This window comes from Acidovorax carolinensis (genome assembly GCF_002157145.1).
GTDB classification, from domain to species: Bacteria; Pseudomonadota; Gammaproteobacteria; order Burkholderiales; family Burkholderiaceae_C; genus Acidovorax; species Acidovorax carolinensis.
On record NZ_CP021361.1, the window covers coordinates 1,414,861 to 1,434,994 of the forward strand.

Sequence of the window (20,134 nt, forward strand, 5' to 3'; positions counted from 1 at the left end):
TGTACTTCGACCCGCTCAGGGCGGATGGCTCACGCTTCATCGGGCCGGAGCATGAGGCCTTGTATTTCGCACCGGAGTTTCGATTCATGAAAAAGTTATGGAAATCATGCGCGGCAAGCTGGCTGGCCGCCATGGCCCTTTGTGCTGGTGCAGGGCTTGCGCCGCCCGCCGGGGCGAACGAGATCGTCATCGGCCAGGTGGCCCCGCTGTCGGGCGTGCTGGCCAGCACCGGCGCACAGATGGTGCTGGGCGGCAAGATCTACTTTGACTGGGTCAACGCACAGGGTGGCGTGCATGGCGCCACCATCCGTCAGGCGGTGGTGGACGACGGCTACAAGGTGGCCGATACCGTGCGCCTCACGCGCGAGCTTCTGGCCAAACCCGAGGTGGTGGCACTGTATGGCTTTGCCGGCACGGCCAACATCACGCAGTTGCTGGCCGACGGCGTGCTGGCGCAGGGCGGGGCGGCACTGGTGGCGCCCTATACCGGAGGGGAATCGCTGCGCAACCCGTTCAACCCATGGATCTTTCACGTGCGTGCTGGCTACGTGGATGAGACGGAGCACATGGTGCAGCAGCTCACCACGCTGGGCATGAGTCGCGTGGCCGTGATGTACCAGGATGACGGCTTTGGCAAGGCGGGCCTGGCCGGTGTGGAGGCTGCCCTGTCCAAGCGCCAACTCAAGCTGGCGGCTTCTGCCGGTTATGAGCGCAACACCGACAAGGTGGACGATGCCGTGAAAGCGATCAAGGCATCCGATGCCCAGGCCGTGATCATGATTGCAGTGAACAAGCCGGCTGCGGCCTTCATCCAGCGCTACCGCGAGCAGGGGGGCGGAGCGCAGCTGTACAACATCTCGGTGGTGGACCCGAACGAGCTGGTCAAACTGGCGGGCCTGAAGAACGCGCACGGACTGGGCATCAGCCAGGTGGTGCCTTATCCCTATCGCCCCTCGTTGTCGGTGGTGCGTGAATACCAGGCATTGCTCAAGAAATTCGCGCCGGACGCAGAGGTCAACTACACCAGCTTCGAGCAGTTCCTGGGCGCCAAGGTGCTGGTCGAGGCCCTGCGCCGTGCCGGGCCTGCGCCCACACGCGCCAAGGTGGTGAAGGCGCTGGAGTCGTTGCAAAACTACGATCTGGGCGGCATCACGCTGGGCTACTCGCCTACCAACCGCGTGGGCTCGCGCTATGTCGAGGTCACGGTGATTGGCGCCAACGGCCGCCTGATGAAATAAGCGCACGTTGACGCCCCTGTACCTGTTTCTCAAGGCTGACCACCATGCTGCCGTCTTCGCGTTACATCCGCTGTGCTGGTTACGAGATTCACGCCACCGAATGGGGTGCGCCCGATGCGCCCGTGGTGATCGCGTGGCATGGCCTGGCGCGCACCGGGCGTGACATGGACGAGCTGGCGCGGCACCTGGCCCCGCGCTACCGGGTGATCTGCCCCGACACCATCGGCCGGGGATTGAGCCAGTGGGCGCGGGCGCCGCAGGACGAATACCGCCTGTCGTTTTATGCGCGCATTGCTGCGGATCTGTTCGACCAGTTGGGAATAGCCCAGGCGCACTGGATAGGCACCTCCATGGGCGGCGCCATCGGTACGGTGTGCGCGTCGGGTCTGTTCGAGCCGCAACTCAAGGGCCGCATCGCCAGCCTGCTGCTCAACGACAACGCGCCGCGTCTGGCCGATGCGGCGCTGGAGCGCATCAGGGCCTACGCGGGCCAACCGCCCGCTTTTGACACGGTGATGGAGCTGGAGGCATTTTTTCGGCAGGTGTACCAGCCTTACGGCTGGCTCAGCGATGCCCAATGGCGCCACCTCACCGAAACCTCCACCCGGCGCCTGCCCGATGGTCGCGTGACGCCGCATTACGACCCGGCCATGGTGCAGCAGTTCACGCACCATGCTAACGACTACCTGATTTGGGCGCACTACGACGCGCTCGACATCCCGGTGCTTTGCCTGCGTGGTGCACATTCCGATCTGGTGTTGCCCGAAACCACCGCCGAGATGCTCACCCGCGGCCCTGGCGCGCGGGCCTGGCGCAGGTGATCGAGGTGCCGGAGTGCGGCCATGCGCCTGCGCTCAATGTGCCCGCGCACTATGCGCTGGTGGATGGTTTTCTGGCAGGTGTTTGAGCCCGGTCGCTGTCTGATCCGTAAGGCCAGAGGCCGGCCCTGTAGCGACGGACTGCACTAGTGCATGGGAGAGCCTGCACAGGCGCCTTGCTTGCCATCCCTGGACGCAGCGTGGCCCTGCACAGCGCTCCATCCAGGGTTGGTATACCATTCGGTTTTGTTTGTGACCGATTGGTAATCAATGTCTACGCTGACTTCCTGGCTGCGCGGGTTCGCGCTGCTTGTCATTGCGGCCGTCGTGCTGGCCGTCTCCGGCTGCGGCTCCATGCGTCCGCCGGAGGGCATCTCCCCCGTCACTCCGTTTGACCTGGCCCGCTACGAGGGGCGCTGGTACGAGTTGGCACGGCTCGACCATTCGTTCGAGCGCGGCATGACGGACGTAAGCGCCACCTACCAGCGCCAGGCTGACGGCAGCGTGCGGGTGGTCAACAGGGTTTTGTCACGGACAAGAACGAGTGGCGCCAGGCCGTGGGCAAGGCACTGTTCACTGGCGATGCGCAAACTGCCTCGCTCAAGGTGTCGTTTTTCGGGCCGTTTTACGGCGGCTACCATGTCGCCGCGCTCGATGCGGATTACCAATGGGCCCTGGTGGTGGGGCCAGACCGCAGCTACTGCTGGATCCTGTCGCGCAGCAAGCAACTGGCACCCGCCGTGCGTGGGCAACTCATCGCCCGCGCCAGCGCGTTGGGTATCGGTACCCAGGCGCTGATCTGGGTGACCCACGAGCGAACCGATCCGCAGTCATGAACTTCGCGGCCCCCCAGGCTGTTGCTGGCATCGGCCCGGGCCCGTCGGGTGTGCCGGTGCTGCTTTCCGCTTGCGACGCCGATTCATCCTCACCCTGGCCAAATTTCTGATCCATGCGCATGCGCAAAAAGCACGACCTGCCGCACAAAACCTGCCTGCATTGCGGTCTGCCGTTCACATGGCGCAAGAAATGGGAGAAGGTGTGGGACGAGGTGAAATACTGCTCTTACCGTTGCCGCAGCGAGCGCAAGCGCAGGGGTAATGCAACGGATGCCACAACCTCAGAGGGTGCTGCATGAGCACCGTGCTCATGTGGTTTCGCAACGACCTGCGCCTGCACGATCAGCCGGCGCTGCACGCGGCTCTGACCAGTGGCGCCACCCACCTGATGCCCTTGGTGTGCCAGCCACCGGTGGATCAGGTCACGCGCTGGGGCTTTGCCCGCGTGGGCCCGCACCGCCGCGCCTTTGTGGCCGCCGCGCTGCGCGACCTGGGCGCACGCATGGCCGCGCAAGGCAACCCGCTGCAGGTGTGCCACGCCGCGCCCGCTACCGCTTTGCCCGCGCTGGCACGCGCCGTGGGCGCCACCACTGTGGTGTGCGAAGACATTGCTGCCCCCTACGAACAGGCCGAGGTGGCCGCCCTGCGCGCTGCGGGGCTGCAGGTGCGCACTGTGTGGCACAGCAGCCTGCTGCAGCCTGCCGACATGCCGTGGCCTGCATCCGACTTGCCCGGCGTGTTCACCACCTTCCGCCAGATGGTGGAGCGCGCAGGCATCACCCCACCCGCGCCGCTGCCCGCGCCGGGGGCGCTACTCCCGCCGCCGGCTGTATCTGCCGATGTAGTGCAAACCCTGGGCGCAGGGCAGGGCGCCGTCACCGCTGGGGCCGATGTCGACAATGCCGCCGGGCAAGACCCGCGCTCCTCTTTCCCCTACGGCACCCCGGCCTGCGATGGTGGTGAAACCGCTGCCCTGGCCCATCTGGCGCAGTACCTGGCCCGCAAGCTGCCCCACAGCTACAAGGCCACGCGCAATGGGCTCAAGGGGTTTCAATACTCCAGCAAGTTCTCGCCCTGGCTGGCAACGGGCGCTCTCTCGGCCCGGCAGGTGTTTGCCGATCTGACAACCTTTGAGCGCGAGCACGGTGCCAACGATGGCACCTATTGGCTGTGGTTTGAACTGCTGTGGCGCGACTACTTTCGCCTGCTGCATCGGCAGCACGGCGCGGCGCTGTACCGTGCGCAGGGCCTGTCGGCACTGCCCCTGGCCCCGCACAACACGCCGGGGTTCGAACGCTGGTGCCAGGGCCGCACGGGCGAGCCGCTCGTTGATGCCGCGATGCGCGAGCTGGCCGCCACCGGGTACCTGAGCAACCGCCTGCGTCAGGTGGCGGCCAGCTACCTCATCCATGTGCTGCACGGCGACTGGCGCGCGGGTGCCGCATGGTTCGAATCACAACTGGTGGACTACGACCTGTACGGTAACCAGGGCAACTGGCTCTACATTGCCGGGCGCGGCACTGACCCGCGCGGTGGCCGCCGCTTCAACCCGGTGAAGCAAGCGCAAGATCACGACGCCGACGGCAGTTACCGCCGCCTGTGGGGCACGTTGTGAGCACAACGCCGCCTCGTGCCCACACCCTGCGCCTGCTGCTGGGCGATCAGCTCAACCCCGGGCACAGCTGGTTTGCCACGCGCGACGAAGGCGTGGTCTACGTGCTGATGGAAGTGCGGCAAGAGACCGACTACGTGCTGCACCATGCGCAAAAAATCCTGGCCATTTTTGCCGCCATGCGCGACCTGGCCCGCCACCTGCGCGAGGCCGGGCACCGCGTGCGCTATGTGGCCATTGACGACGCGAGCAACCGCCAGTCCATCCCCGACAACCTGGCCGCCCTCATGGCCCACTACGGCGCGCAGCAGCTGCACTACCAGGACCCCGACGAATGGCGGCTGGATGCGCAACTGCGCGAGTGGGGTGCTACCCAACCCTTTGCGGTGCAGGCCTTCAGCAGCGAACACTTCTACACCACCCGCACCGAAATGACCGAGGTGTTCCAGGGCCGCAAACAGTGGCTCATGGAGCACTTCTACCGCCGAATGCGCCAGCGTCACCAGGTGCTGATTGACGCAGCCGGCGAGCCCGAGGGCGGCCAGTGGAACTACGACCACGACAACCGCAAGCCCTGGCCGGATACCACGGACGCGCCAGCACTGCCGCCCGATGCCCGCCCCACGCACGACCACCGTGCCCTGTGGGTCGCCATCGAGGCCGCAGGCGTGCAAAGCTTTGGCAACCCCCAGGCGGCTGCATTGCGCTGGCCGCTCAACCGGGCCGAGGCCTTGGCGTGGCTCGAGCACTTCATCTCCACCACGCTGCCGCACTTTGGTGCATACGAAGACGCCATGAGCACGCAGAGCAACCGGCTGTTCCACTCGCTGCTGTCCTTCGCTCTCAACACCAAGATGCTGCACCCGCACGAGGTGGTGCAACGCGCCGAGGCCGCGTACCACGCAGGCGCCGCGCCCCTGCCGGCGGTGGAAGGCTTCGTTCGCCAGATATTGGGCTGGCGCGAATACGTGCGCGGCATTTACTGGGCCCACATGCCCGGCTACGACGAGCGCAATGCCCTGGGCCACCGCACGCCGCTGCCGCAGTGGTTCTGGTCCGGCAACACCCGTATGCGCTGCCTGGAACATGCCGTGGGCCAGTCGCTGCAGGATGCCTACGCCCACCACATCCAGCGCCTTATGGTCATCGGCAACTTTGCGTTGCTGGCGGGGCTCGACCCGGCCGCCGTGCACCGCTGGTACCTGGGCGTGTATATCGACGCCTTTGAATGGGTGGAATTGCCCAACACCGTGGGCATGAGCCAGTTTGCCGACGGCGGCCTGCTGGCCACCAAACCTTATGTGAGCAGCGCCGCCTACATCGATCGCATGAGTGACTACTGCAATGGCTGCCACTACGACAAGAAGCTCAAGGTCGGCGACCGCGCCTGCCCGTACAACGCGCTGTACTGGGACTTTTTCGCCCGTAATGAGTCCACGCTCGGGCAGAACTTCCGGCTGGGCATGGTGTACCGCCAGTTGCAAAAGATGCAGGGCCCGCAGCTGGAGGCGCTGCGCGGGCACGCCGCCCACCTGCGCACGCGGCTGGACATCCTGTAGTCACCTGGCACTCTGTGCCCCCCACCTCCATACCGGAGCCCACCCATGACCATGCCAACCCTCCCATCCCTGCCGCAGGGCTACCGCGCCATCGTCATCGGCGCCACCGGCGCCATCGGAAGCGCCTTGCTGGCCCAACTGCAGGCCGACCCACGCTGCGCCCAAGCCGTGGGCCTGGGCCGCCACACCACGCCCGCGGTGGACCTGGACGACGAAGCCACCATTGCTCAAGCCGCCGAGCAACTCAAAGCCCATGGGCCATGGCACTGCATCATCCACGCCGCAGGCATGCTGCACGGCCCCCGTGGCCTGCCCGAAAAACGCCTGAGCCAACTGAATTACGCACAGATGGAAGCCACCTTTCGCACCAACACCTTCGGCCCCGCCCTGGTGCTGGCCCACTTTGCCCCGCTGCTGGCCAAGCGGGAGCGCAGCCTGCTGGCCGTGCTCTCCGCCAAGGTGGGCAGCATTGGCGATAACCAGTTGGGCGGTTGGTACAGCTATCGGGCATCGAAAGCGGCCCTCAACATGTTGCTCAAAACCGCGTCGATCGAAATGGCCCGCACCCACCCGCAGGCGGTGCTGGTGGCGCTGCACCCGGGCACGGTGAACTCGGCGCTGTCGGCGCCGTTCAATGGGGCAGAGATTGGGCGGCCGGCTGCAGAGGCTGCCGCCGATTTGCTGCGGGTGCTCGATAGGCTGGGGCCGGAGAAGACGGGCGGCTTTCACGCCTACAGCGGGCAGGAACTGCCGTGGTGAGTTCAGCTTGATGGGTGGCCTCAGGTGACTTGTCAGCAGCGATTGCGTGTGCAGTCAAATACTGCGGGTACGAAGTGGTTTCAAGCGCGCGAAACACCTTCCAACAAAGAAGGGACACAACCCACCGCGCAGCCGTGCGTGAAAAGGGCACGCGCTGCGCGGTTGCAGGTGAAGGGTGTGTTTCCCTTTACCGTGTCGTGGCCGCGGTGGAGGTGCTTGCGCCGACCGCCAGGTTGGCCTGCACGTTCACGCTTTGCTGCACCAGCGAAGCAATGCCGCTGTTCTGGCTGGCGATCATGATGCCCGCAGCCGACTGACCCACGCTGCTCATGGTGTTGGACATGTCGAACGTACCGGCGCTCACGGTATTCGTTCCGCCCGCGCCGCCGATACCGCCCTGGCCGGCTCCGCCCGTGCCCGCGCCCGCAGTGTTTACGCCACCGTTGCCTGTGCCGCCGTTACCCCCGGTGCCGTTACCTCCAGCGGCGCCGTTGCCGGCGGTATTGGAGCCGTTGCCGGCGTCGCCGTTGGTGGCGCTGCCATTGGTACTTGCGCCACCAGCGCCACCGGTGCCCACACCTCCAGTGCGGGCGCCGCCGCCGCTGGTATTGCTTGCTGTACCGCCTGTACCTGTGCTGTTGGAGGCGCCGCCGGCACCGGTGTTGCCGCCGTTTCCACCTGAGCCGCCCAAGGCGCTCGCTGCAATGGCGGGGGTTTCGCCGTCAGTAGGTATGCCTTGGTTGCCGCCGCCGTTGGCCGAGCCACTGCCGCCGCCATTGCCACTACCTTTGCCATTGGCAGAGGCCATGCTGCTGCTGTCGCCGCCGTTGGCGCGCCCGCCATAACCCTTGCCGCCGTTACCGGCGTTGGCGTCGCCGTTGCGGGCGTCGCCGTTGCTGACGTTGCCATTGGAAGCGTAGCCACCCGAACCGCCCATGCCACCGTCGCCGTAGCCGCCCGATCCACCCTGGCCCGAACCCTTGGCATCGCCACCATAGCCCTTGCCCCCATCGGCGCCATACGCTTTGCCACCGTTGGCATTGCCGTAGTTGGTGACGTTGTTGCCAATGTCACGCACCTTGTTGCCTGTGACCATGCCATGGAGGCTGCTGGTGGCTGTGGCCTTGGACACGTTGAAAGCGTCGGTGAAGCTGCCCGTTGAGCCATTGCTTATCACAGCAGAACGTTCCGCGCCGGCTGTGGCAGCGCCCGACCGCTTGTTGACGCTGTTGTCCGTACGGTCCGCGTTGCGCGTAAGGGTGATGTTGTCGTTGCTGTTTCGCGTGCTGGTTTTGGAGCTGTTGTCGGTATACGAGCGACTGTTGTTGTCGTTGCTGTTGATGGTGCTTTCGCTGGTGTTGCTGTTGTCCCCAGTTACGGTGACCTGGTCGGTGGTCTGGTTCGTAGTGCTGGCGAAAGCCACGCCACTGATGCCAAATGCAACTGCCATGGCCGAAGCCACAAGTGTCTTCTTCATAACGCCTCCTGAGTGGATTGAAACAAGGTCAAGGGTTGAGTTGCGCGCACGCAATTCGGGGGGCTTTTAGCAACTTCAGTGCCAATCACATGAGTGCCGATTGCAACGGTGCGGTCCTTGCATGGGACACAGCGATTCGAGGGAGCAGAAGAGACATGTCCAACGTGAAGCAGTTGCAATGCTTGCGCGCGAACTGTCACAACAGCTTGACGGCAATACAGCCGTGCAAAGCGGTTTCGGCGGATTTGGTTCGGCCCTTGCAGTCCTGCCTGTTGGTCCATGCCGAATGCACTACGCAACTGCAGTAGCACTGATGTCGCAGCAGTGTGACGATGTGGGTGCAGGGCGCGCATTGCCGCATGATCAATCGCACGCAACAAGGGCCGAGCGACACATTGCAGTGGCTTTGCCCAGTGCACGCAAAGGCAGCCAGGGGTGGCTTCAGAAGATGCTGACAGGACGTACATGATGCTATTAGATGTATAGCTGTATGCGCTTTTCTATCAATCGGTTGAGCTTGATTTTTCGCATGGTCAACGCTGTCCAATGCTCTGCTGAACCGCCTCGGTCAGCGTGTTGTGCAGGTTCATGGACCGCACCATGCCCAATCCGTTGCTGCTGGCATTGATGATGGTTTGGTAGCGGATCTGCTGGTTGTTCAGGGAGTTCTGTATCAGCGTGCCTGTGCTGCTGCCGGCGATGGCGGTGACTGTGGGTCCAGCTGCATCGGGGTTGCTGATGGTGGTGGTCGAGGGGCTCGATGCAAAGGTGTTTCCCGGGCCGTTTTGCACCAAGCTGAGGGTTGCCAGCTTCTGGCTCAGCTGGGTTGCCTGCGCCGGCGTGATGTCTGCCATGCGGCCGACGTTGATCGTGGTTTCGGTGATCAGTGCGCCGTTGATGTACACCGCGCGGGAGATACCGAACGACACCATCAGCCCATCACCCAGGCTGAAGCCGCCACGCAGCGAGTCCAACTTCTGGTCGCCCACGGCCATCCAGAACCGGTCTTGCACCGGTGGCGCAGCATGGGCACTGTTCGCCAGTGTCCCCAGCAGGCTCAGTTGCGCTGCAGTCCGGATGATGGCTAAGGCCGTTTTCACACGGAAATGCAGGTTGCGCATCAGAAGTCTCCCGGCCCCTGCTTTTGCAGGGTAAAGCCGCTAATCCCGGCCCGCGCTACGTCACTGCCGATGGGTGCGCGAGGCGCCACACGCCATTCGGCGGCAAGGTTGAAGCGTGCGGAATCCATGCGGTTATGGATGACAAACAGCAGTTTGCTTTGCCAGTGGGATTCGAAGTCCTCGCGCGAAAGAGCGCGCGTGCCTTGCGCCGGATCGCCCACCAGAACGCGGTCGCCTTGCAGGCCCTTGACCACGACGAAATGCTGGTAACCGTTTTCGTTGATCAGCACGATGGCAGGAATACGCGCCTCCAGTAACTTGTCCAGTGGTTGCTCGAACCCGTCTGCCAGGAAGCCGAGGCTGCCCAAAAAGCGCTTCATGTCGAGCAACGAGAAGCCTTCGCGCTGGATCTTTGCCTGGTCGCCATGGATATACATCTGGGCAAACACGGTCTGTTCGTCGATCGGTGTGCCGTAGTGGTGGGTAAGCAACGTGGCGATGGCCGCCGAACCGCAGCTGAAATCGAATTTCTGGAGCAATGTGCCAGCCAGGCGCGCCTGTTTGATGCTGGTCACGGGCAAGGTCACGTCGCCGACACCCGTGGACGGGAAATAGGCCGTTTGTGCACACACACCAGTTGCCAAGCCAAGCAGCGCGATAGAAAAGAGAGCGAGTCGCATGGTGGCCACCGGGGTCAGTTCATCTGCACGTGCACGATGACGGCGTTTTGGATCAGCACGTTCGCGCCCGAGTTCTGAATCACGACGGGCATTCCGTTCATGTTGGCGAAAGCACCAGCGCTGATAGCGTTGTTGCCGGTGTTGACGTTGTGCGCCGTGTTGTCGGCAGTGGTCCCTGCCAGTGTCAAATCGTTGCTTACCTGGGAGCTACCGCCACGGTATGTGTCGAGGGAGGCGTTGTCCACGGCCGAAGCTACAAAGGCGGATGGTGCGGGCGCAAAGGGCACGCGTGCGCTGTCTGTTTCCGTGATTACATGGTGCACTTGCGCTGTCGCATGGACTGTCAGCAATGATGCAGCGATCAGGCTCAGAACTGCGTGGATGGTGCGGGTCGAGGTCATGGGTGAGCCCTCTATGAACAAGGTGGACGGCAGAAAATGCCGCGCAGCCGTGCATGAAAAAGCACGCGCCGCGCGGTTTTCTGTTGGCTGCGCTTACTTGCCGACGGCCAAGTTGGCCTGTACGTTCACGCTTTGCTGCACCAGCGAAGCAATGCCGCTGTTCTGACTGGCAACCATGATGCCCGCAGCCGACTGACCAACGCTGGTCATGGTGTTGGACATATTGAAGGTGCCAGCGCTCACGCTGTTCGTGCCACCCGCGCCGCCAGTGCCGCCCTGGCCTGAGCCGCCCGTGCCAGCGCCGGCGGTATTCACACCACCGTCGCCGTTGCCGCCGTTGCCACCGGTGCCATTGCCACCAGCGCCGCCATTGCCGGCGGTGTTGGTGCCGTTGGTGGCACTGCCGTTGGTGGCGCTGCCGTTGGTGCTTGCGCCGCCGGCGCCGCCGGTACCCGCACCTGCAGTGCGAGTGCCGCCGCCGCTGGTGTTGGTAGCCGTACCGCCAGAGCCGCTGGCGGTGGAGTTGCCACCGGCACCGGGGTTTCCACCGTTGCCACCGATGCCAGCCCCACCGTCGTTGTTGCCGCCATTGGCCGAGCCGCTGCTGCCGCCGTCTCCACGACCTTTGCCGTTGGCGGAGGCCGTGCTACTGCTGTCGCCGCCATTGGCGCGGCCACCGTATCCCTTGCCGCCGTCACCGGCGGTGGAGTTTCCGTTGCTGGCGCTGCCGTTGGTGACGTCGCCGTTGGAAGCGGAGCCACCCTTGCCGCCCTTGCCACCGTCGCCCGCGCCGCCATCGCCGCCCTGGCCATAGCCTTTGGCATTGCCGCCATAGCCCTTGCCGCCATCGGCGCCATAGGCTTTGCCGCCGTTGGCATTGCCTTCGTTGGTGGCGTTGTTGCCAATGTCACGCACCTTGTTGCCTGTGACCATGCCATGGAGGCTGCTGGTGGCTGTGGCTTTGGACACGTTGAACGCATTAGTGAACGTGCCGGTGGAGCCATTGCTCACCGCAGCCGAGCGCGCACCGCTGGCTGTGGCGTCGCCAGAGTCCTTGTTGACGCTGTTGTCGGTCTTGTTGGCGTTACTGGTTTTGTTGATCGTGTCGTTGTCGTTCTTTGTGTAGTTGCGCACACTGTTGTTGGTCTTGACGACGCTGTTGTTGTCTGTGCTGGTGGTGTTGCTGGTGACGTTATTGGTGTTGCTTCCTTCTTCGGTCGCCTGGGTTGTGGTTTGGTTGGTGTCGCTGGCAAATGCCGCGCCGCTGATACCGAACGCAATTGCCATGGCCGAAGCCACAAGTGTCTTCTTCATAAAGCCTCCTACGGTGGAATGAACCAAGATCAAGGGTTGAGTTGCGCGGACGCAATTCGGAGGACGTTCAGCAACTTCAGTGCCAGTCACCTGCCAGTGGGTTGTGGTTGTGCGGCCCTACAGGAGAAAAGGCAAGTCAATGTGGCGAATGGGCATTTGCAGAGTGAAGTGGACGGGATGGTTCCGCGCAAAGTGTCACAGGAGGTTGACGCCGGGACCACATGTCGCAGCGCTTTCGGTGTTTTCGCTTCTGCTGTGGCAGTTGATTCTCATGAAGAATCGCCCTGTATTTGTCCTTCCACTGGTGTCTCAGTGCTGTGACGCTGGCTGTGTCGGGGCGCGTGCGAGGGGGGTGATGCACGGATATAGCCGTCGAATCGAGCATTGCGAATCACATGCGCGGACGCTGCAGATTCCGCACCAATCTTTGGGCCTGTCACTTGATACCAGTGTGAAGTCTTGCACCCAAAATTACTTCCTCTTGCAGAGTGTTGCTTGCCCGATGAGAGCCTCGCTCCTATTCTTGCCCGGCGTTCACCGCCACTGTTGGCAAAACAAAAACGCCGTTGCAGCGCCATGGGGAGTAGTCGCATGAAAACGCACAGTTCACCCAGATCGTGGGTTCTGGTTACCGGTTCGGTCATGGCCCTTTCAAGCGCCATGGTGCAGGCACAAAGCTTGCCTGCCCGCCAGGGCATTGGCCAGCGCCTTGAGGCACTGGAGGAGCAGGTCAGCGCACAACGTCGCCAGATCGAGGCAATGCAGCGGCAGGTACTTGACCAGGAGGCCCGCTACCGGGACTTGGAGCGCTCGGTTGCCGAAGCAGCGCGCAACGCGCCGCAGCCGGTCACGGCAGAGGCGGCGCCTGCAGGCAAGGCGCCTGCGGACACCGGGGAACGCCCCGTGCAGGTGGGGGTGGCACCGGCAGTGGACAACCAGCCTCCGGCGGTGGCGCCCTTGTTCGACCAGCCCGGCATCCTCACGCAGCCGGGCCACTATGTGCTCGAACCGTCTCTGCAATACGGCTATTCGTCCAGCAACCGCGTGGCCCTTGTTGGCTACACCGTCATTCCGGCGTTGTTGATCGGGCTGATTGACGTACGGGAAGTGAAGCGCAACACACTGACTGCGGCGCTCACAGGCCGGTGGGGACTGACCCGCCGCCTTGAAGTCGAGATGAAGGTGCCCTATGTGTACCGCTCGGACAATTCGATCAGCCGTGAGATCTTTACGGGGTCGGCATCCGAGCAGGCGTTCAACTCCAGCGGCCGAGACATTGGCGATATCGAGTTTGCGGCGCGCTACCAGCTCAACGAGCCCAAGGGCAACGACCCCTATCTGATTGGTTCGCTGCGCTTCAAGACCCGCACTGGCAAGGACCCGTTCGAGGTGGTTACCGACTGCGTGACGCGCTGCCTGGGCAACACCACCGGAACGGGGTTGCCGCTGGACCTGCCCACGGGGTCGGGCTTTTATTCGCTGCAGCCTTCGCTGACCTGGCTGCTGCCTTCAGACCCCGCGGTGTTTTTTGGCGGCATCAGCTACACGCACAATTTCGGCCGCAGCAACGTGAGCCGCCGGGTACTGGCAGGTGAACAGGAGTTCATCGGCAGCGTCAAGCCTGGTGATGTGTGGGGCATCAACTTCGGCATGGGCCTGGCGCTCAATGACCGCTCGTCGTTCAGCGTGGGCATTGACCTCAATTCCGTGGGCCGCACCAAACAGAACGGCGTGAACGTACCGAGCTCTGTGCGCACGCAGCTGTCGTCGCTGCTGCTCGGGTATTCGTACCGGTACAGCAATCGGACCACCCTGAACGTCACGGTGGGTGCAGGCCTCACGCGCGACACGCCCGACCTCACGCTGAGCGTGCGCCTTCCGATGTCCTTTTGACCGTGCAACGTGAACCAACGAGAACAAGATCCTATGCCTGCGCGCAAGATCCTATGCCTGAGTCTGGGAGCAGAGGGCAAGACAGTGGAAGGCCACCTGCGGCGCGCCGGGTGGGACGTTGCATGCTGCAGCGATGTGTCGGCAGCCCACAGCCTTCTGGCACAACGTAAATTTTCCGTGGCTCTGGTCGTGGCAGATGCCGCGCAGCGGCTGGACGAAGCCGGCGTGGCCGCCTTGGAGGCCTGTGTGCATGCCTCGCTGAAAACGGAATGGGTGGCTTTGTGTGAACAGGCGGTGCTGGAGTCGCATGTTTTCCGTGCGCTGATCCTGAACTGCTTTTTTGACTACCAGGTGCTGCCGCTGGAATGGCCCGATCTGGACCGGATGATCGAACATGCCGCGCAGCGCGCCATGCTGCGCCACGGCGTCGCCGACACATCACCGGAGGCCGACACCTTGGGCATGGTGGGGCAGGCCGGGTCGATGGTGCAGTTGCGCAAGGACATCCGCAAGGTCGCCGGGGCTTTTGCACCGGTGCTGATCCACGGTGAAAGCGGCAGCGGCAAGGAGCTGGCGGCCCATGCCATCCATGCATGCTCGCCACGCAAAAGCGGGCCCTGGGTGGAGGTCAACTGCGGCGCCATTGCGCCGTCCCTGATCCATTCGGAGCTTTTTGGTTACGTGAAGGGGGCGTTCACGGGAGCGTCTGCCGATCGGCGCGGGCTGATCGAAGCCGCCGATGGCGGCACCATCTTTCTAGACGAGATCGGGGACCTACCGCTGGAATTGCAGGCGAATCTGCTGCGCTTCCTGCAAGAAAAAACCATCCAGCGCGTGGGCGCCGTGCGCAGCACCGCGGTGGATGTGCGTGTGGTGGCTGCCTCGCATGTGAACCTGGCCGAGGCGGTGGCGCGGGGGCGCTTTCGGGAGGATTTGTTCTACCGGCTCAATGTGCTGACCATCGAGGTTCCCCCGCTGCGCCAGCGCATGGACGATGTGCCACTGTTGGCCAAGCATTTCCTCAAGGTCTGCGCTGCCGACCGGCCCCGGCGCGTGGAAGGCTTCGACCGGCAGGCCCTGGCGGCCATGGCCGCCTATTCGTGGCCAGGCAATGTGCGCGAGCTTTACAACTGTGTGCAGCGTGCGGTGGTCATGACCGACCAGCGCTATATCAGTGCCCGCGACCTTGGTCTTGCGCCCGCCGATGTGGTGGCCAGTACCGACCTGGATGCTGCCCGCACGCTGGCCGAGCGCGAAGCGATCGCGCGGGCGCTGACGCTGATGGGCAACAACGTTACGCGCGCCGCGCGCGAGCTGGGTGTTTCGCGCATGACGCTGTATCGGCTGATGGACAAGCACCGCATCAGCGCGGAGGCATCGTAAGCCCCGCTTGAGGGGCTCAGCCAGCCTGCCGGGCCGCCCCGTTGCGCCTGACACTGCCACGCCGGGTTTGCCCTGCGCTCTGGCAGGCACGCCGGAAGGCGCGCAGGGTCTGCTCGGCCCGGCTGAGCACGGTGCCCTCCACATCGGCGGCCAGGTCGGGCAGGGCGCCGGGCACCATGCCCGAGGCCTCGCCCGTCAGCAGCGCAATGCCTTCGCTCACATGGCACACGGTATACACATGAAACAGCCCGCGTTCCACGGCATCCACGATGGCGCGGCTGAGCATCAGGTGGCGCAGGTTGCGGGCGGGGATGAGCACGCCCTGCGTGCCATCGAGCCCCGCGGCAGCGCAGGCGTGGAACCAGCCCTCGATCTTTTCGTTGATGCCGCCCACGGGCAGCACCTCGCCGTGCTGGTTGAGCGCGCCCGTCACGGCAATGCCCTGGCGCAGCGGCAGGCCCGACAGGCTGGATAGCAGCGCATAGAGCTCGGCACACGAGGCCGAGTCACCCTCCACGCCGCTGTATTCCTGCTCGAACACGATCGAGGCATTGAGGGCCAGCGGGGCCACATGGCTGAACAGCGCGGTCAGGTAGCTGTGCAATATCAGCACGCCCTTGTCGTGGATGGGGCCCGACATATCGACCTCGCGCTCGATGTTGAGCAGGCCCTCGTGCCCGGCAAAAGTGCGCGCCGTGATGCGCACGGGGAACCCAAAGCGGTAGTCGCCCAAATCGACCTGCGTCATGGCGTTGATCTGGCCGGCCACCGTGCCGTGCAGTGTGATGAGGCGCTCGCCCTCGGTGATGGATTCGTGCAACTGCTCCTCGGGATAGTTGTGGCGCAAGGTGTGGGCCAGCAGTGCGGCATCCACATCGGGGGCCTCGACCAGCGTGCCGCCGCGCGCGCGGCACAGGGCGGCGCTTTCGATCACCAGCGCGTCGGTGTTGGCAAACAGCGCGCTCTGGCGGCACTGGTCGTCGGCTTCGCGGTGGGTTTGCTCCAGCAGGCGTGCCACGGCGCTGGGTGCGAAGTGGGGCAGGCCTCGTTTTTTGCAGCTGTGGGCAACAAAGATGGCGGTGGCGTGGCGGGTGGCAGGGCTGGCAGCAAAACGCTCGGCAAAGTCCACCTTCACGCGAAAGCGGCGCGCGGTGTCGGGGTCGGCCTCCTGCAGGGCGTAATACTCCTCGACCGAGCCAATCAGCACGATCTTCACGTCCACATCCACCGCTTCGGGCTGCAGCGCGATGGGCGTGGTGGGGCCATGCGCCGCTGCGCTGGCCTCGTCGATCTGCAGGCGGCTGCTGCGCAGAAACCGGCGCAGCCTGGGCCACAGGCCCTCGTCTTCCACCAGGTCGCGCAGGTGCAGCACGATGAAGCCGCCATGGGCCTTGAGCAGGCTGCCCGCGCGGATGCAGGAGAAGTCGGCGTGCGGCGGGTCGGTATCGGTCTGGATGTCGATGGCGCCGAACAGGCCACGCATCTGGGGGTTTTCTTCCACCACCACCGGCGCGCCGTTGCGTTCGCTGTTGTCGACGGCCAGGTTCACCTGGCAGCGGGCCAGCAATTCGGCCAGCTGGTGCTTGCGCTCGTCTTCGGCGTCCTCGTCGTCCGCGTTGCCCGCTTCGAACAGCGCCAGGCGCGCCAGCACTTCACGTTCCACCTGGTCGAGCCACTGCCCCAGCTTGGCCGCGTCCTTGATCTGCTTCTTGAGGCCCTGGCGGATGTCCTGCACCGCATGTTCGATCAGCGGCTTGATGGTCTGGCGGCGCAGGTTGGCCAGGGCCTCGTCGCGTGCCCGCTCCAGCGGGCGCATGGCGTCCAGGAACCGCGCAATCTCGCTGCGCAGGGCCTGCTCGGCGGCATCGATTTCGGCGCGGCGTTCGCGCGGCAGGGCCAGGGCCTCGTTTTCGGTCAGCGGGTGGCCTTTGTCGCCCGTAAGGGTGAACACCATCTGCCCGCCTTCGCGCGAGAGGCGAAAGTGGCGGGCCTCGGCAAACGCATCCAGCGTGGCAAAGGCGCTGGCCTCCTCTTTTTGCCAGGCTTTCTGGATTGTCTCGGTTTCGGCCTTGCAGTCGGGGCTGGCCAGGCGCTTGGGGATGTCGGTCTGCAGCATCTTGGCCATCTCCAGCATGGCCACGCGCAGCTGGCGCCCCTGGCCGGCGGGCAGGCGCAGGGCGCGGGGCCGCTCGGGGGCGTCAAAGTTGTGCAGGTAGCACAGGTCGGGCGGCACGGCGCGCTGCGCGGCCGCCGCCTGGGTGGCCTGGCGCAGCAGCGAGGTGCGCCCGCTGCCCACTTCGCCCAGCACGAACAGGTGGTAGTCGGGCTGGTCCATGGACAGCCCAAACTGGGTGGCGGCCTGGGCGCGCTCCTGGCCGATCCAGGGCAGGGGCAGGTCTTGCAGTTCGGCGGTGCTGGCAAAGCCCAGGGATTCGGGTGCGATGGTCAGCCGCAGCTGATGGGGTTCAAGGGCGATGGCGGGCATGGGCGAGGGCGTTGCTGCAAGCGGCATGGGCCTGCGCACGGCGCAAGGCGGGTGGCAGGTTGTTGCATTCAAAATATGGATAAAAATGGCCTCTGGCGCTTGTTGGATAAGCGCTAGAAGCTATAAAAATAATAGTTAATGCGCTACGGGGCAGGCCCCCGCAGGCGCTCCACCCGCCAGCGCCAGGGCCCGCGCATCGGCCAGCGCGGCCGCATCGGGCACCGCAGTGGGCCAGCCGGCCAGGTGCTGCTGGGCCACCTGGCTCAGCGCAGTGATCCAGGCGGGGTTGTCATTCAGGCAGGGGATGTAGTGAAACTCCTTGCCACCGTTGTGCAAGAAAGCCTCGCGCACTTCCATGTTGATCTCTTCGAGCGTCTCCAGGCAGTCACTGGTGAAGCCGGGGCACACCACGTCCACGCGCCGCGTGCCGGCCTTGCCCAGGGCCTCGATGGTGGGCTGGGTATAGGGCTCCAGCCACTTGGCCTTGCCAAAGCGCGATTGGAAGGTGATCTGGTAGTGATCCTTGCGCATGCCCAGGCGTTCGGCCAGCAGGCGGCCGGTCTTGAGGCTTTCGCAGTGGTAAGGGTCGCCCAGTTGCAGCGTGCGTTCGGGCACGCCGTGAAAGCTCATCACCAGCTTGTCGGGCTGGCCGTGGTGCTTCCAGTGGGTTTCGATGGTGCGGGCCAAGGCGTCGATGTAGCCGGGATGGTCGTGGTAGCGGTTCACAAACCGCAGTTCGGGCACATTGCGTGTGCGGGCGGCCCAGCTATACACGGCGTCCAGCACGCTGGCCGTGGTGGTGCCAGAGTACTGCGGGTACAGCGGCAAAATCAGGATGCGGGTGGCACCCTCGGCCTTGAGGGCGTCGAGCTGGCTGGCGATGGAGGGGTTGCCGTAGCGCATGGCATGGCGCACCAGCACGTTGTGCCCGGCCTGGCCCAGCCAGCCGCGCAGCAGCGTGGCCTGTTTGGCGGTCCACACCGCCAGGGGCGAGCCCTCGGGGGTCCACACGCTGGCGTATTTCGCGGCGGATTTGGCAGGCCGGGTGCGCAAAATGATGCCGTGCAGGATGGGCCACCACACCAGCCGTGGAATCTCGACCACCCGGTGGTCGCCCAGAAAGTCTGCAAGATAACGCCGCACGGCAGGGGCCGTGGGCTCGTCGGGTGTTCCCAGGTTGCACAGCAGCACGGCGGTGCGCTCGGCCTGGCCGTGGGTATAGGGCGGTTCGGTTTGAAAAGGCATGCCGCATTCTCACGCAAGGCAGGGCCGGTGCACCGGCATGGGCCTTTTGCCGTGCTCGCGGCCTGTGTGTCAGCCCGTAAAGCGCAGGACTACGCCCGGGCGTGGCTCTTGCCTTGTTCCCAGCGCGACTTGCAGGCCACGCAGTGCTGCGTCTGCGGCTCGATCTTGAGGCGCTCAAACGGAATGGAGCAGCCGCATTCGGCGCACAGGCCGTAGCTGCCGTCTTCCAGGGCATCCAGTGCGTGGTCGATGCGCGCCAGGTCGGCTGCGTCGATGTTGGTGAGCGCCTGGTCCACTTCGCGCCCCACATTGCCCTGCACGGTGCCGTCCTGGTCGGCAGCGGGGGGCGCGAGGTTTTCTCGGTTTTGCTGCATCTGGGCCTGCACGTCCTTGCGCGCCGCCAGCAGCAGGGCCTTGAGTTCTTCGCGTTGTGTGGCGGTCAGTGTTTCGCTCATTTTTCTCTCCTAGAGGGGTTTATCGGTGCGTGGCCGGAACCCGGCCCATGCGGCGGTCTGGCGGAGATGGCCCCGCCGGGAACCTGCCGTGCACCATGGTCTGCATGGTACGGGGGTTTGCGGCGGTGTCTGGCCCCCGCTGCCTACAACGACATATTGTCGTGCGACAGCACGGTCTTTTTCACATGCACCGAGATGATGGCCACCACTTCGTCGGGCTTGGCCGGGCGCAGCAGCTGCTCGGACTCGACCGACACCTTGGTGACCAGCGAGTCGTCTTCGAGCAGGCAAAAGAAGGGCAGGGGGGCTGGCTCCTGGGGCAGCTCGGCGCGGCCCTCCATGGCGCCGCGCGGCACGCGCAGGCCGTCGAGCAATGTTTTGAGTCGGTTGTCGATGTCTCCGCCATCGGTGATGAGTGTGCCGCGCGGCTGCTGGCGAAACAGCAGCACCGAAAGCTCGGCATACAGGTCCAGCCGCTGGGTGACCAGGGGCGCAAAAAGCAAGCCGCCTTTTTCCACGATGACGGAGACACGGTCCGGTGGAGCCGGATGGGCCAGCAGCCGGCTGGCGGCTTCTTTGAGCGGGCGCTCCTGCCACAGGCGTTGCAGTTGGGGATGCAGGGCGCGGCGGATTTCCCACTTGTGCGAGGACTTGGCGCCCTGCCCGTGCAGGGGGCCTTCGTAGATCAGGCGAAATTCCATGGTGGTCCGGGTTGTCTGTGCAAGCGTGGCGACGGCGCCTGTTGCCATTATGGGCAGAGCACCAGGGCTGAAAATGTCTGCGGCTGGCGCATAAAGCTGCTCCTGTGGGCTGTGTGGAGTATTCTCTGACTGGTCTTTTCCAGGCTCTGCCTGCCAC

At 64.6% G+C, this 20,134-nt stretch carries 16 protein-coding genes and 2 pseudogenes; 9 read left to right on the forward strand and 9 right to left on the reverse strand.

Annotated features, from left to right (window positions below; translation table 11 throughout):
• The first annotated feature begins 86 nt into the window (after nt 1–86).
• From CBP34_RS06625 to CBP34_RS06655, 7 genes and pseudogenes are all read left to right on the forward strand, one after another.
• Nucleotides 87–1,238, forward strand: a complete 1,152-nt coding sequence (locus CBP34_RS06625; RefSeq protein ID WP_418134708.1) for an ABC transporter substrate-binding protein — start codon at nt 87–89, stop codon at nt 1,236–1,238.
• 44 nt (nt 1,239–1,282) lie between these two features.
• Nucleotides 1,283–2,145 (forward strand): annotated as a pseudogene (locus CBP34_RS06630) (alpha/beta fold hydrolase).
• Nucleotides 2,146–2,326: 181 nt separating this feature from the next.
• Nucleotides 2,327–2,892: pseudogene (locus CBP34_RS06635) on the forward strand (lipocalin family protein).
• Between the two features lie 113 nt (nt 2,893–3,005).
• Nucleotides 3,006–3,191, forward strand: coding sequence for a DUF2256 domain-containing protein (locus CBP34_RS06640; RefSeq protein ID WP_094097637.1), 186 nt, complete (start codon nt 3,006–3,008; stop codon nt 3,189–3,191).
• A complete protein-coding gene (locus tag CBP34_RS06645; RefSeq protein ID WP_094097638.1) occupies nt 3,188–4,507 on the forward strand; it encodes a DASH family cryptochrome in 1,320 nt (439 codons plus the stop codon). The genes CBP34_RS06640 and CBP34_RS06645 overlap by 4 nt, the downstream gene beginning before the upstream one ends.
• Nucleotides 4,504–6,063, forward strand: coding sequence for a cryptochrome/photolyase family protein (locus CBP34_RS06650; protein ID WP_094097639.1), 1,560 nt, complete (start codon nt 4,504–4,506; stop codon nt 6,061–6,063). Before CBP34_RS06645 ends, CBP34_RS06650 begins: the two co-directional genes overlap by 4 nt.
• Nucleotides 6,064–6,108: 45 nt before the next feature.
• On the forward strand, nt 6,109–6,822 hold the full coding sequence (locus CBP34_RS06655) for an SDR family NAD(P)-dependent oxidoreductase (RefSeq protein ID WP_208616377.1): 714 nt from the start codon (nt 6,109–6,111) through the stop codon (nt 6,820–6,822).
• Between the two features lie 187 nt (nt 6,823–7,009).
• Here CBP34_RS06655 and CBP34_RS06660 read toward each other — a convergent pair whose 3' ends face one another.
• The 5 genes from CBP34_RS06660 to CBP34_RS06680 all read right to left on the reverse strand — a co-directional run bounded on the left by CBP34_RS06660 (nt 7,010) and on the right by CBP34_RS06680 (nt 11,815).
• A complete protein-coding gene (locus tag CBP34_RS06660; protein WP_094097640.1) occupies nt 7,010–8,299 on the reverse strand; it encodes a hypothetical protein in 1,290 nt (429 codons plus the stop codon).
• A gap of 533 nt (nt 8,300–8,832) precedes the next feature.
• A complete protein-coding gene (locus CBP34_RS06665) occupies nt 8,833–9,399 on the reverse strand; it encodes a hypothetical protein (RefSeq protein WP_162290899.1) in 567 nt (188 codons plus the stop codon).
• Between the two features lie 20 nt (nt 9,400–9,419).
• Complete coding sequence (locus CBP34_RS06670) at nt 9,420–10,100, reverse strand: C39 family peptidase (protein WP_094099098.1); 681 nt, start codon at nt 10,098–10,100, stop codon at nt 9,420–9,422.
• Nucleotides 10,101–10,114: 14 nt separating this feature from the next.
• Nucleotides 10,115–10,501 carry a hypothetical protein gene (locus CBP34_RS06675; RefSeq protein ID WP_094097642.1) on the reverse strand — a complete coding sequence of 129 codons (387 nt, stop codon included), beginning with the start codon at nt 10,499–10,501 and terminating at the stop codon, nt 10,115–10,117.
• Between the two features lie 93 nt (nt 10,502–10,594).
• Nucleotides 10,595–11,815 carry a hypothetical protein gene (locus CBP34_RS06680; protein ID WP_094097643.1) on the reverse strand — a complete coding sequence of 407 codons (1,221 nt, stop codon included), beginning with the start codon at nt 11,813–11,815 and terminating at the stop codon, nt 10,595–10,597.
• Between the two features lie 642 nt (nt 11,816–12,457).
• Here CBP34_RS06680 and CBP34_RS06685 point away from each other — a divergent pair.
• Complete coding sequence (locus tag CBP34_RS06685) at nt 12,458–13,708, forward strand: type IV pilus assembly protein FimV (RefSeq protein WP_094097644.1); 1,251 nt, start codon at nt 12,458–12,460, stop codon at nt 13,706–13,708.
• A 33-nt stretch (nt 13,709–13,741) separates the two neighbouring features.
• Complete coding sequence (locus CBP34_RS06690) at nt 13,742–15,091, forward strand: sigma-54 dependent transcriptional regulator (protein ID WP_094097645.1); 1,350 nt, start codon at nt 13,742–13,744, stop codon at nt 15,089–15,091.
• A gap of 16 nt (nt 15,092–15,107) precedes the next feature.
• Here the strand turns inward: CBP34_RS06690 and CBP34_RS06695 are convergent, their stop codons facing one another.
• The 4 genes from CBP34_RS06695 to CBP34_RS06710 form a co-directional block, all read right to left on the reverse strand.
• Nucleotides 15,108–17,576: a Lon protease family protein gene (locus CBP34_RS06695; RefSeq protein ID WP_094097646.1), complete on the reverse strand. Its 2,469-nt coding sequence runs from the start codon at nt 17,574–17,576 to the stop codon at nt 15,108–15,110.
• 135 nt (nt 17,577–17,711) lie between these two features.
• On the reverse strand, nt 17,712–18,821 hold the full coding sequence (hemH, locus tag CBP34_RS06700) for a ferrochelatase (RefSeq protein WP_094097647.1): 1,110 nt from the start codon (nt 18,819–18,821) through the stop codon (nt 17,712–17,714).
• Nucleotides 18,822–18,910: 89 nt separating this feature from the next.
• A complete protein-coding gene (locus CBP34_RS06705) occupies nt 18,911–19,276 on the reverse strand; it encodes a TraR/DksA family transcriptional regulator (RefSeq protein ID WP_086927038.1) in 366 nt (121 codons plus the stop codon).
• A gap of 143 nt (nt 19,277–19,419) precedes the next feature.
• A complete protein-coding gene (locus CBP34_RS06710) occupies nt 19,420–19,977 on the reverse strand; it encodes a hypothetical protein (protein WP_157896446.1) in 558 nt (185 codons plus the stop codon).
• Nucleotides 19,978–20,134 lie beyond the last annotated feature (157 nt).

Excerpts from the sequence above, each read along its gene's own strand:
- CBP34_RS06660 (WP_094097640.1), bottom strand. The coding sequence starts at position 8,299 with ATGAAGAAGACACTTGTGGCTTCGGCCATGGCAGTTGCATTTGGCATC.
- CBP34_RS06680 (WP_094097643.1), bottom strand. The coding sequence starts at position 11,815 with ATGAAGAAGACACTTGTGGCTTCGGCCATGGCAATTGCGTTCGGTATC.
- CBP34_RS06690 (WP_094097645.1), top strand. The coding sequence starts at position 13,742 with ATGCCTGCGCGCAAGATCCTATGCCTGAGTCTGGGAGCAGAGGGCAAG.
- CBP34_RS06625 (WP_418134708.1), top strand. The coding sequence starts at position 87 with ATGAAAAAGTTATGGAAATCATGCGCGGCAAGCTGGCTGGCCGCCATG.
- CBP34_RS06695 (WP_094097646.1), bottom strand. The coding sequence starts at position 17,576 with ATGCCCGCCATCGCCCTTGAACCCCATCAGCTGCGGCTGACCATCGCA.
- CBP34_RS06655 (WP_208616377.1), top strand. The coding sequence starts at position 6,109 with ATGACCATGCCAACCCTCCCATCCCTGCCGCAGGGCTACCGCGCCATC.
- hemH (WP_094097647.1), bottom strand. The coding sequence starts at position 18,821 with ATGCCTTTTCAAACCGAACCGCCCTATACCCACGGCCAGGCCGAGCGC.
- CBP34_RS06645 (WP_094097638.1), top strand. The coding sequence starts at position 3,188 with ATGAGCACCGTGCTCATGTGGTTTCGCAACGACCTGCGCCTGCACGAT.
- CBP34_RS06705 (WP_086927038.1), bottom strand. The coding sequence starts at position 19,276 with ATGAGCGAAACACTGACCGCCACACAACGCGAAGAACTCAAGGCCCTG.
- CBP34_RS06640 (WP_094097637.1), top strand. The coding sequence starts at position 3,006 with ATGCGCATGCGCAAAAAGCACGACCTGCCGCACAAAACCTGCCTGCAT.
- CBP34_RS06710 (WP_157896446.1), bottom strand. The coding sequence starts at position 19,977 with ATGGAATTTCGCCTGATCTACGAAGGCCCCCTGCACGGGCAGGGCGCC.
- CBP34_RS06675 (WP_094097642.1), bottom strand. The coding sequence starts at position 10,501 with ATGACCTCGACCCGCACCATCCACGCAGTTCTGAGCCTGATCGCTGCA.
- CBP34_RS06670 (WP_094099098.1), bottom strand. The coding sequence starts at position 10,100 with ATGCGACTCGCTCTCTTTTCTATCGCGCTGCTTGGCTTGGCAACTGGT.
- CBP34_RS06685 (WP_094097644.1), top strand. The coding sequence starts at position 12,458 with ATGGCCCTTTCAAGCGCCATGGTGCAGGCACAAAGCTTGCCTGCCCGC.